The 12777-nt window shown below is 55.8% G+C and carries 8 protein-coding genes; 1 reads left to right on the top strand and 7 read right to left on the bottom strand.

Annotated features, from left to right (window positions below):
* Positions 1-3 precede the first annotated feature (3 nt).
* Entirely contained in the window at positions 4-741 is a 738-nt protein-coding gene (locus ABD013_RS06130; protein ID WP_343803738.1) for a sulfite exporter TauE/SafE family protein, read from the top strand.
* Between the two features lie 24 nt (positions 742-765).
* Here ABD013_RS06130 and ABD013_RS06135 read toward each other — a convergent pair whose 3' ends face one another.
* The 7 genes from ABD013_RS06135 to ABD013_RS06165 form a co-directional block, all read right to left on the bottom strand.
* Positions 766-1545 carry an enoyl-CoA hydratase gene (locus ABD013_RS06135; RefSeq protein WP_343803741.1) on the bottom strand — a complete coding sequence of 260 codons (780 nt, stop codon included), beginning with the start codon at positions 1543-1545 and terminating at the stop codon, positions 766-768.
* A gap of 99 nt (positions 1546-1644) precedes the next feature.
* Positions 1645-2568: a tRNA 2-thiocytidine(32) synthetase TtcA gene (gene ttcA, locus ABD013_RS06140; protein ID WP_343803744.1), complete on the bottom strand. Its 924-nt coding sequence runs from the start codon at positions 2566-2568 to the stop codon at positions 1645-1647.
* A gap of 165 nt (positions 2569-2733) precedes the next feature.
* Positions 2734-4287 carry a methyl-accepting chemotaxis protein gene (locus tag ABD013_RS06145; RefSeq protein ID WP_343803747.1) on the bottom strand — a complete coding sequence of 518 codons (1554 nt, stop codon included), beginning with the start codon at positions 4285-4287 and terminating at the stop codon, positions 2734-2736.
* Positions 4288-4814: 527 nt separating this feature from the next.
* Positions 4815-5909 (bottom strand): methyl-accepting chemotaxis protein, encoded by a 1095-nt coding sequence (locus ABD013_RS06150; RefSeq protein WP_425543392.1) that lies wholly within the window; start codon positions 5907-5909, stop codon positions 4815-4817.
* The gene (locus ABD013_RS06155) at positions 5909-8008 is read right to left on the bottom strand and encodes a putative bifunctional diguanylate cyclase/phosphodiesterase (protein ID WP_343803753.1); all 2100 of its coding nucleotides are present in this window, start codon (positions 8006-8008) and stop codon (positions 5909-5911) included. Before ABD013_RS06155 ends, ABD013_RS06150 begins: the two co-directional genes overlap by 1 nt.
* 20 nt (positions 8009-8028) lie before the next feature.
* A complete protein-coding gene (locus tag ABD013_RS06160; protein WP_343803756.1) occupies positions 8029-11820 on the bottom strand; it encodes a response regulator in 3792 nt (1263 codons plus the stop codon).
* Positions 11817-12713 carry a PhnD/SsuA/transferrin family substrate-binding protein gene (locus ABD013_RS06165; RefSeq protein WP_343803760.1) on the bottom strand — a complete coding sequence of 299 codons (897 nt, stop codon included), beginning with the start codon at positions 12711-12713 and terminating at the stop codon, positions 11817-11819. Before ABD013_RS06165 ends, ABD013_RS06160 begins: the two co-directional genes overlap by 4 nt.
* Positions 12714-12777 lie beyond the last annotated feature (64 nt).

The raw sequence follows: 12777 nt of genomic DNA on the forward strand, positions 1-12777 counted from the left end.
TCGATGTTCTATACAGCCCCAGAGCTTCTCGCCCTGCTGGTCGTAGCCGCCGGCGTCTTCGTCCAGTCCCGTATCGGCATCGGCTACGGCCTGCTGGCCGCGCCCATTCTGTATCAGATCAATCCGGCCTATGTCCCCGGTCCCATCCTGATCATCGGCTTCAGTCTTGCGGTGGTGATGGTTTTGCAGGGTTTGGATGCACTGCGCTGGCGCCGCATCTTTCCGGCCATTGTCGCACGCGTACCCGGTGCCTGGTGCGGTGCACTGCTGGTACAGGCGATGAGTCAGGCTTTGCTGGGTCTGTTTCTGGGCGCCACCCTGCTGCTGGCGACACTGCTGAGCTGGCGTGCCATCAAACTGCGCACCAGCGGGCGCAATCTGGCACTGGGCGGTTTTTTTTCCGGCCTGGTTGGCACCGCAACCGGCATCGGTGGCCCACCAATGGCGCTGGTCTATCAGGCGCATAATCCGGCCGTTGCGCGGGCTGAACTGGCCGGATTCTTTCTGATCGGCACACTGATTTCGCTGGGGATGCTGTTCGGTGCGGGTCAGCTGGTCGAGCAGCACCTGTTGCTATCACTGAAACTGCTGCCCGGCATGGCGCTGGGCAGCTATCTGGGGTATCGCTCGGAGCGTTTCTGGCAAATCAACACCCTGAAACCCTGGATTCTGGCCATTTCGCTGCTCGCCGCCCTGCTGCCCATCACCAAAGGGATTCTGGCTCTGAACGGGACGATTTGAGCCCGAGGTGGCCCCAGCCGGACTTCAGCGGTGAGTCCACTCCGGCTTGCGCTTGTTGATGAAGGCGTCGATCCCCTCCTGGGCATCATCGGTCAGCATATTGCCTACCATGACTTCACTGCAGTGAGCATAGGCTTCGGCCAACGGCAACTCACGCTGACGATAGAATGCCTGCTTGCCGATCTGCAGCGTCTTGCGGGACTTGGAGGCGATCTTCGCGGCCAGAGTCGCCACCGCCGAATCCAGCTCGGCTTCGGGTACCTGCTGGTTGATCAGCCCCATATCGAAGGCACGTTGAGCATCGATCAGCTCACCGGTCAGCAGCAGCTCCATCGCGTGCTTGGGTTGCACCGCTCGGCTCAGCGCCACCATCGGCGTGGAGCAAAACAGACCGATATTGACGCCAGGCGTGGCAAAACGGGCATTGTCGGCGGCAACCGCCAGATCAGCACTGGCCACCAACTGGCAACCGGCGGCGGTGGCTACGCCATGGACCTGAGCAATCACCGGCACCGGCAGATTGACGATGCGCTGCATCAGTCCGGAGCAGGTTTCAAAGGTGCAGCGATAGTAACTTTCTTCGCCTTCACCCAGCATCTGCTTGAGGTCGTGCCCGGCACAGAAGCCCTTGCCGGCACCTCTGATCACCACGCAGCGCACAGCCAGATCATCGGCAATACTATCCAGTTCGGCATGCAGCGCCTGCATCAATTCCAGTGACAGACTGTTGTAGGCATCGGGGCGGGACAGCGTCAGGGTGGCCACACCCTCGTGATCCTGACGCTGAAGAAGTGACTGAGACATGCTAACTCCCTTTTGTTGTTATGCGGCTTATTGATCAGGGTAAACCCGAATATCCGCAAAAGGGAAGCAGAGGTCAAGCCTTGCGATTTGGCTTAAGTGTCAAACCGAGAGGATGTCGATCTTTTCCATCACCTGAACGCCGGAGCCGTTGGCGCCGGTTTCTTCATCATCACCCAGGGGACCCAGCGCACTGCCGGTATCCGGCGCGATGCCATGCGGAAAGCCCAGCTGAAGGCCCTTGAAGTCGAACAGCTGATGGTCAGCCAGATGTGAAGGCACCACGTTGCACAGGGCGCGGAACATGGTTTCGATGCGGCCTGGATGGCTCTTGTCCCAGCCCTGCAGCATCTCCTTGATCACCTGACGCTGCAGGTTTTCCTGAGAACCACACAGGTTGCACGGGATAATCGGGAATTCACGCAGCTCTGCATACTCTGCAATATCCTTCTCACGAGCGTAGGCCAGCGGGCGAATCACCATGTTCTTGCCGTCATCGGACACCAGCTTCGGCGGCATGGACTTCAGCTTGCCGCCGTAGAACATGTTGAGGAAGAAGGTTTCCAGAATGTCATCACGGTGATGTCCCAGCGCGATCTTGTTGGCACCGATCTCATCGGCAAAGCCGTACAGGGTACCGCGACGCAGACGCGAGCAGAGCGCACAGGTCGTTTTACCCTCAGGCACCACTTCCTTGACGATAGAATAGGTATCACGCTCAACGATGTGGAAAGGCACACCGATCGATTCCAGGTAGGTCGGCAGCACCTCTTCCGGGAAGCCCGGCTGCTTTTGATCCAAATTTACCGCCACCAGCTCGAAGCGAATCGGCGCGCTTTTCTGCAGGTTAAGCAAAATATCGAGCATGGCGTAGGAGTCCTTGCCACCGGACAGACACACCATTACCTTGTCGCCCTCTTCAATCATGTTGAAGGCTTCAATTGCCTGGCCCACCTCACGGCGCAGACGCTTCTGCAGCTTGTTCAGGCGGGTTTTGGTCTGTTTGTCGAGGCTGTCGGTGTGCATAGGGCGCTGAGAAATCCACGGGTTAAAAACTGAGCGCGAATTATACATGATTCGGGCTAATCACTACTATCAACACCACAGACAGGCCTGACAGGTGTTTGAGGCCTTGCTTCAAGCCTCTCAACGAAACAGGAGTTAATGCCCACGCCCCTGCACACTTCCCGACTACTGCTTGAACCGGTTGACCAACTCATGCAGCTCTGCGGAGACCTTTTGCGAACGTCGAATGCTGTCCGCACTCTCTTCGGTACGGGCCAAGCTGCTTTCGGACAGCAGAGAAATCTCCTTAACCTGTCGATTCACTTCTTCTGACACCAGCGCCTGCTCTTCAACTGCTGCTGCCATCTGCTCAGACATGGTGGAGATGCGGTTTACGGCGTCTGCGATCCCCTGCAGCATGGTTTCCGACTCAATCACACGTTGGAGGCCTGTTTCGGCATCCTTCGCACCTTCCTGAGCAACTGAAACCGAGGAATGGGCTTGCCCGGTCAAACCCTCCACGATTTGCCGGATATTCTGTGCAGATTCACGGGTATTGGCAGCAAGTGCTCGCACCTCATCCGCCACCACGGAAAAACCTCGCCCATGATCACCGGCACGAGCCGCCTCGATAGCGGCGTTGAGCGCCAGCAGGTTGGTCTGCTCGGAGATGGCCTCAATCGACTCCGCGGCCTGCGCGATAGCACCGGTCTGTTCAGCCAACTGACGCACAGCAGTACCTATCGCCGAGACACTGTCACGCAACTCTTCTATCGAGCTGCGGGTAACTTGAGCAATCTCCCCGCCCTGGCTCGCGAGTTCACGCGAATGATCCGCCTGACCTGCCGTTTTCTGCACATTGCTTGAGATTTCATGAATTGCCTGAGACATCTCATGCATCGCCGTGGCCACCAGATCCGTTTGCTGGCGCTGCGTCAGCATCTCTTCACGTGCCACTTCGGAGAGTTTCAACCCCAGGTCAGACTGTTGTGCAACCTGACCAGAAGCATCTTCAATTCGGGTCAAGACCGCATCCAGATGGGCTCTCAGGCTCATCACGCCGACCATAACATTGCCGATCATACCCTGCTGATTGGTATAAGTACCGGCCGCCAGTGAGTGCATGAAAACCCCCTTCAGTTCATTCCGGAGCAGGTTCAAGTCATGACGGTGCTGCAGGTACTGCTGGCCACCAAACCCGAGTAACGCGACCATGAGCCAGAGGGTACTGGCCAGCAGAGACACGGTATTCGCCAACAGAAGCGCCGGCGCAATAAAGACCAAGGCCAGCAACAACTGCTGAAGATAACGCGGCACATGCAGTTGACGTCTTTTTTTATTGATCCGCTGATACAGCTTCTCGGCCCGCTGAACGTCTTCACGCGCTGGACAGGAGCGAACAGACTCATAGCCGACTACCTCACCATTTTCCGTTACCGGCGTAACATAGGCACTGACCCAGTAGAAATCCCCGTTTTTGCAGCGATTCTTCACCATCCCCATCCAGGGGCGGCCGGACTGAAGGTGATGCCACATCACCTCAAAGGCTTCTGCCGGCATGTCCGGGTGGCGAACAATGTTGTGATGCTGGCCAATCAGCTCATCCCGACTGAAACCGCTGACACGCTCAAAAGCGTCATTACAGTGCGTAATCACACCCTTCAGGTTCGTGGCCGAGATCAGCTTCACATCCGAACCAAAACGCTGTTCACGATTGGACAGGGGGCCATTGTTTTTCATCACACATCTCCCATGCGATAGAGGTTATTCGACGCAGCTCAGATCTACTTGGGATATCTCAACTTGGTCAGTCGCTCCTTGGGACTTTCGAATCAATACCCTTTGCTGCTGCGTGCATGATATACCATGTGACATTTATGACAAACAGGTTTTATATTTGTTTAACGCAATATGCGACATCATACCGCACCCTCTATCCACCAGGTCTCAACACAACAACGGCCCCGTGAATGCCCTTTCACGCTATGCGGGACCTGTAAGTGGTTGAGAAAGCCCAGAGAAACTGGTTTCAGGCAAGTAATGGCAACGAATTGCGCAGCAAATAGGGCGCCGGAGTCCAAAATGAATCAGCTGGAATGGGAGATCGGGCGACTGGATCAGTACTGACAGACTCGTAAGTATCTGGACAAAAACGCAGGAAGCTATCTTTGTGGCGCAAGAGGCAGGCTAAAAGCCTGCCTCTGCTTGCGGAGTACCAGGGAAATGAGTTGAAGAACGGTTGAGATGGAAGGTATTGCTCTCATCCTTTACAAAGTACGGACTACATCCATTAACAAGGTATCAATCCCCTTCACCACCTTGAGGCTGGCGCTTTCCATTTGCTGCAGACGTTTGAGCATGGCCTTGTAATCACCACGCAGACCGCAGGCGAGCGCCTCTCGACCGGAATCATGCACCTGGCGGTGTGGCTCTTCCAGCGCTTTGAAGCTGCCCAGGTCGGAGTATTTATTACTGCCATAACCTTCGTAGTACCACTGGCCCAGACGGCATTCGGTGTGCCGGTTGGCTCCGACTGAAAAATCGTGCCGTTCAATCAGACCATAGACCTGGTTTTTCCAGACCGCATGATCAAGTTTGACCGTGTTCAGGAACGAGGCCGTGGTGGCAATACGGATCACGCGCTGCATACGATCAGAACGCACAATAACATCGCCGACCACACCGTCAATCTGCGTTGAAGAGGCGGACACATCCGCGGCGCTGTTCTGGTTGTCATGCACGATGGATTTGATCGAGACAGTCTGTTCAAGCACCTGGCCCACGAGCTTTTCGATCTGCTGGCTGGCAGAATGCGCCTTGCCTGCAAGGTTACGCACCTCGTCGGCGACTACGGCAAAACCACGCCCTGCCTCACCGGCACGGGCCGCCTCAATCGCCGCATTCAGGGCCAGCAGATTGGTCTGATCAGAGATCTCCTGAATGCTGGCAACCAGCTGGCTGATGGAGTTGGCGGTTGTATCCAGCACCGTGGCAGCTTCCATACTGACATTGGCGTGCTCATTAATCAGATCCGCTCTCTGGCTAAGCTTCTGCAACGCCTGGCGGGTATGATCAAAAATTTCGTCAAGCTGTTTCAGCGACTTGCGCTCATCGATCAGTTGCTCTGCCGAACTGGCCAGCCCTTCCCGAATGGAGGTGAGCATCTCGCCGCCTTGAAGCTGATACTTCATGATCTCAGCTTCGCTGTCTCCATGCTGCTGAATCTGTACCAGTTGGCGGTCCTTTTCAGCGACCAGGTCCTTCAACTCTCGCAGCTGCTGTTCATAGCGCTCATGCGTGCTCGCCAATTCATGCTTGAGTGCGCTGATCTCTCTCTGCCTTGCAGCCTTTCCAAAGAACATCATAGGCTTGTCTCGTGAATTATTGTTCTGCTTTCGTTATGCGTGTATTGCGCAATGACCGCTGGAATTTCACTGGCAGGCATGGGGCGTCCGATCAGATAGCCCTGTATTTCGTCGCAACCAAGGGAGCTCAGCAGCTGCAGCTCCGCCTCCGTTTCAACGCCCTCGGCGATTACTCGGGACCCAAGGCTCTCCGCAATACCCAGGACAGCTCTGACAATGCCTTGGTCCGCCGGGTTCGTGATCAGGTTACTGACAAAAGCTCTGTCGATCTTGATGTAGTCGACCGCGAACTTCTGCAGATATTCCAGCGACGAGTAGCCCGTACCAAAATCATCAAGCGCCAGGGACACTCCCAGATCCTGCAGTTTGCGCAGCATGAACAACGCCTGCTCAGGGTTATCCATGGCAACACTTTCGGTAATCTCCACATCCAGCAACGCCGGCGGCAGCGCCGAGTCCTTGAGCATTCTCGACAGCTTGTCTGCCAGCATCTCATCGCTGAACTGACGGGCAGAAAGGTTGATACCAACACGCAACGGCATTCCCTGGTCATGCCAGGCCTTGGCCTGCCGGATCCCCTCTTCAGCAACCCAATAACCTATGCCATGGATCAGCTCCATCTGCTCCGCAATTGGAATGAATTCGACCGGTGACACCAGGCCCATTTCCGGATGCTGCCAGCGAATCAGTGCCTCGACACCCACCACTGTTCCGGTTTTGAGATCGAGCTGTGGCTGATAGAACAGTTTCAGCTCGCGCCTTTGCAGCACATGCCGCAGCTCCGACTCGATATAGAGTTGACGTGCGTAGTCCTGCTGACAGCTTTCGTCGAAAATCTTGAAGCGACTTCCCCCGGCTTTTTTGGCGACCAGCCGCGCCTGCACCGCCGCACTGATCAGATGACTGGCTTCAGTTGAGTGCTCCGGCCCCAGTGCGATACCGATGCTGGTCTCAATAAACACCGGCTGGTCCGCAATGTCATACGCCTCTCCCAGTCGCAACTGCAACTGCTCCACCCATGCTGCCAGACCTTCAACATCATCGAGATCGGCAATCAGGAGCGCAAATTCATCCCCGCTAAGGCGGGCCAGCGAGTAAAAACCCTGAGTTGCCGCCTGCAGACGCAGTGAAAACAGCTGCAATACCTTATCGCCTTCACCCTGGCCAAAGGTTTCATTAATCATGTGGAAGCGATCGATGTCGATGCTCAGCACCGCACAGCTGCCGTCTCCGGCCAGCGCCTCATCCACACGTGAATAGAAGCTGCTGCGGTTGTAAAGCTGGGTGAGGTTGTCATGGCGGCGCTGGAAATCAACGGTCTGGCGCGCCTGGTAAAAGTCCGTGATGTCCTGCAGCACACACAGGATGCTATCGGCCGCCGTTCTGCGCGCAATGACCCGCACATAGCGCTCATTGTCACCGGCACTGAAACCATGGGCATAGGTCGCTTTTTCAAGATGTCCGGCCGCCACCCGCTCAAGATGCTGATGTACCTGTTCACGATCGGTCAAACTGACCCGTTCGAGATAACCGTTTACCCCCTTGTGCCCGATATCGGTCGGCAGACTGAACAGCTCCAGCAGGCCGGTCGACCAGTCCAACCGACCACACGACGGGCGCCACTCGAAGAAGCCGAGCTGAGCGACCTCCTGGGCTTCCTTCTGCATGACGCGGACCTGATCCAGTGCACAGGTCATTCTGTAGGTACGCAGAGAATAGCGAACACGGCGAATCAGCAGCGGCCAGTTGATTGGCTTGGTTATGAAATCCGTCGCGCCACAGCCAAACGCCTGGTCAATCGCACTCACATCATCGAGACCGGTCAGCATGACAATCGGCATCGTCAACTTCTGCTGGCGGATATGTTTACAGACGTCAAAACCATCCAACTCGGGCATCACGACGTCCAGCAACACCAGATCCGGCATCCTGCCAGGCCGCAGCAGCTCCAATGCCGCAGCACCATCCGGTGCCTGCAGTACTTCATACCCCTCTTTCTGCAGGATCTTCACCAACATCAGCCGCGTGCTCAGGTCATCATCGACCACCAGAATCCGGCTATCCGAAAGTGGGGAAGTATTCAGCTCAACCAACATTCACTCCTGAAGTCACTGTTTCAACGTACGGCCATAAAGCCGGTCAGTGCCTGAATTAATTGATCTGCAGCATCGGCCAACTGCTGATACTGCTGCTTCAGCAACGCCGAGTCCTGCTTGTACACGCTTTGCTCCAGGGCCTTGGCCAACTCAGACACCCGCATTCCGCCAACATTGGCCGCACTGCTCTTCAGCGTATGGGCCGCGCGGTGGGACAGGTCGAGATCATCCGTTTCAAGGCCCGTGCGCACCTGCTCCAGCAACTGGGGCATCTGCTCAATGAACGGCTGCAGAATCACATCCAGCTCGCCATCCAACAATTGCTCCAGTTCATCCAGTACCTGCTGCTTCAACACAGGGACATCTTCTTCTGCCGCCTCAGCCTGAACGCAGTTGGCATTATCCGTGCTTTCTGAAGCTGTCGGGGCGCCCCCATATTCCAGCAGCAAGGCCCGCAAGGCCTCGGGATCAAAAGGCTTGCCAATATGGGCATCCATCCCGGCCGCCAAACAGCGCTGGATATCATCCCCTGAAACAAAAGCCGTCATGGCGATGACCGGTATTGCCGCGCGCCCTTCATGCCGTTCAAATTCTCTGAATTTCCGGGTTGCCGTTAAGCCATCCATTACCGGCATCTGGCAATCCATCAAGACCAGGTCAAAGCTCTCATGCTTAAGCCACTGCAAAGCCTCTTCGCCATTTTCGGCAACAACGAACGTGCAGCCCAAGCGATCCAGACTGGCGGTCGCCACCAGGCGGTTGACCTCATTATCCTCAGCCAGCAGCACGCGCAGGTTGAGCGGTCGAGCTGGCGTACCTTCAGCTGTTAACGACGTGTACGGCAGCGCCTGAGGGGCCGCCGCAATAGCTCGCTCGATCGCATCATGGAGCTCATCGCGCCCGATCGGTTTGGCCAGCATGCAGATGAAACCGGCCGCATCCGCCTGTCGATGCAGCGCACGTCCTGTGTAGGAGGTAATCAGCAACAGACGGGCCGAGTCAAAACGATTATCCGCCCTGATCCGCTTGGCCAGCGCGATACCGTCCATTTCCGGCATCATCATGTCAGTCAGCACCAGGTCGAAAGGCTTCCCTTTCATCCAGGCTCCCTCCATCAGACGCAATGCTTCTTCACCATCCGCCGCACTCTGGTGGAAAATATTCCAGCTGTCGCAGTAACGCTCCACGATCAAACGGTTAGTCTCGTTATCATCGACAATCAGTGCTCTCAAACCTCTCAGCTCTGCATTGGGGACAAACAGGGCGGCAGGTTCGATTGCTTCCCGCAACTGAATCGTGAAATGAAAGGCACTGCCCTGTCCCAACTCGGACTCCAGCCAGAGCTGCCCGCCCAGATGAGTTACGATCTCACGACTCAGGGTCAAGCCGAGCCCGGTTCCCCCATACTTGCGTGTAGTAGAGCCGTCTGCCTGGCTGAAGCTGTCGAAGATTCGGCTTTGTGCTTCAGTAGCAATACCGATACCCGTGTCCTTGACCACCACATGCAGACGCATCCCGGTATCCTCTGTGCCCACCACCGTTGCCGTGAGCAACACTTCACCCTGCTCCGTAAACTTGATGGCGTTGCCCAGCAGATTAGTGATGACCTGACGCAACCTCGTCGGGTCACCGTTGGCATACTCGGGGATACTGTCATCGATCAGGGCCGCAATCTCCAGCCCCTTGCCCTGCGCCTGTGGGGCAAACAGCTTAACGGTTTCCTCCAGCAGCCGGCGCAGTGTAAAGTCGATCTGCTCCATATCGACCTTGCCTGCTTCGTATTTGGACAGATCCAGCAGGCTGTTCAGCAACGACATCAGCGTCCGCCCTGAACTCTGCGCAATGCCCAGGAAGTCTTTCTGCTCAGGTGACAGTTCTGTCTCCTGAACCAGTTCCAGCATCCCCAGAATGCCATTCATCGGCGTCCTGATCTCATGGCTCATGTTGGCCAGAAACTCGGCTTTGGCATGGGCACTTTCCAGCGCCTCATGTCGGGCCTGTTTCAGCTCTTCTTCGTAACGCTTTTGTTCGGTGATATCAGACATCACGGACATAAAGTGCGTAATCTGGCCGACCTCGTCGCGCACAACATTGATTGTTTGCGCCAGGGGATAGAGTGAACCATCCTTGCGACGGTTCCAGACTTCCCCCTCCCAATGTCCATGCTCACCTATCTGTGCCCACATCGTTTCATAGAAGGCCTTATCATGCACAGCAGAACGCAACATGCGGATATGACGCCCAAGCCACTCATCACGAGTGTATCCGGTCAAATTTACAAAGGCGTCATTGCAGGCCAGCACCTGAAGTTCAGCATCGGTTACAACAATACCTTCGTGGGTAGTGCTGAACACGATATCCGAAAGCTTAAGCTGCTCTTCATCCAGCTTGCGCTGGGTGATGTCTCGGAAGATGGTGATCGACCCCGCGGGCTCCCCTGCCACAAGGAACTGGGCACTGGTCACCTGCACCGGCACCAGTTGCTGATCAGATACGCGCCGGAAGTATTCATCTTCACTCTCGTAAACATCGCCCTGATACGTCACCGTGCGTATGGGACAATTATCAATGGATACCGGGCAACCATTGGCATCGTAGTGCACATGAAAGAGGTCATGAGCGACCTGTCCGATGGCTTCTTTTGCCTTCACCCCCAGTATCCTTTCGGCCGCCTCGTTGAGGAAGGTGATACGTCCCTCTGTATCCTGCACAAAGAGGCCTTCGGCCATACGCTCTGTGATCGACTGCAGTTTCTCGCGCTCACGCGCGATGGTGATATTCGTTGTCTGACGCCGGTAATAGCCCATGGCCAGGCTTGCCAACAGCGCCAGAGATGACAGCTGAATCCAGAGACCGTTGCGGTAGATATTTTCAATCTCCGGCACTTGGGCAAAAGTCAGAATATAGGCCCCAACCTCTTCTGACACATCGAAAACCGGCAGAAACAGAGCAGCATAACGCTGGCCCTTCAATTTGACCGTCAGCCCGAAAGGCTTTCCTTTGATCATCCGAGCATGAATCTGCGCCTGATCTGGAACCAGCATGGGTTCCAGTTGCTGTTGCAGTTCGGGCACGACACGCGGCGTACCAAGCTTGGCGCCTATATCCTCGATCACATACTCATCATTGAGCCCAAAAGGCTGATAAATGGAGCGTTCGCTGGGGTACAACATTGCGAACACCCGATCCCGGTTCAGCACAAACTCGAACAGTTCATTGGACACCAATGCCTGCAGACTATCCTCGATTGTTTTGAAAGAGACACTGCTTTCCACACTGCCAATGTGCTCCCCTGCATGAAACAGAGGAAACACAAAGCGAAAGCCGTGAAACAGACGCCCCACTTCAAACCCTTCGACAGGCTTGAGCTCTGTATTGGCAAGCCGGACCGACTCTCGCAATTCGAACAGGGAATCACCGTACTTGAGCGGACGGTGAAAGCGCAGCAGACTCAAACCATCAGGGCTGTGAAAATGCAGCTGCCTGATCCCCTGCTCTTGCAGGCGCAGATAGGAAGGATAGAGTTCCCGCAACAACTTACCCCGGGCAATATCCTGCTCATCACCATGAGTGTGCAGGATATCGTGTACCAGGGCCGTCACTGCCGGGGTATTGATGGTTTCATCGTAGAGGGTGCGGGAAACCTTGCTGAGGCCTTGAAGAACCGCCCGATAGGCAACGGACTCCTGCTCAAGCCGCGCATCGAGCTGGTTGCGAACCTCGAAGTTGACCAGCAGCTGAATGCTGGCTACACCCAGCGATGCCGACAGCAAAAAGCCCCCCAGGGCGATGGCGAAGATGCGCAGGTTCACTCGGCACTCCTCATCAAGTCGACCTTCAGCTCCCGCCATTGGTTGCGGATACTTTCGTAGGCCTGCTCATCCACTGTGCGGGCACCGTAACGCAGGTTAGCGCTCCAGGCCCTGACCACATCGCGATCAGACTCATTCTCGCGCGGATGCAGGCTCAGCATGGATTCTCGAATAAGATCGATCAGGCCGGCATCCATGGTTGCCCGGTTGGCCACGAGCACAAAACCGGGTACGGGGTCCGTTTCATCGACGATCCGAAGTCCCAGGTGCTGATAACGACGGGCAATCTGGGTTTTGATGCCCCCCAAGTCAAAGTCATCCAGAATAACCCACATGGCCACATTTTCGTGACTGCCGGTGTAGGTATATTCGTAATGCTCACTTTCAAGACTGGTCTGGTGCTGGTTCAGGTAACGTTCGACCGAGAGATAGCCACAAGTCGAAAGAGGTTGCGTCAGAGCCACACGATGGGGCCTGCCGCTATGCATCAGTTCGGCAGGATGATCGGCAAAATGGACGATGGCACAGGTGTAATCCGAAGCACCTTTGCTGTCCAGCAGCTGCACGATGGGAATGATGCTATCGGTCTGTTCGGTCAGCGCGACATAGGGCAGAGGGCCTAGATAGGCCAGATCAACTTCACCGGCGACCAGGGCATTAAGCAGTTCATCGTAGGAGGCATGGTAAGCCAACTCAAAACGACGCCCTGAGCGCTTTTCCAGATAGTCGAGAAACGGCAAATATTCCCGCGTCATCTGCTCCAGACTGACCATCGGCAAGGGCGCGAACCGGACAACCGGCCCGGACGGTTCAGCCTGAACCAGCTGATGCGTAAAGATGAACACTGAGAGAAAAAGCGCCAGTTGAGCGCCCCAGAGCCTTATTCCAGACACATCTATAGTCCAACCAAAAGTATTGAATTCATCATCCCTCAGGCATCCGCCAATAGCAATAAAC

It is taken from the genome of Marinobacterium maritimum, from assembly GCF_039523155.1.
Taxonomy (GTDB): domain Bacteria; phylum Pseudomonadota; class Gammaproteobacteria; order Pseudomonadales; family Balneatricaceae; genus Marinobacterium; species Marinobacterium maritimum.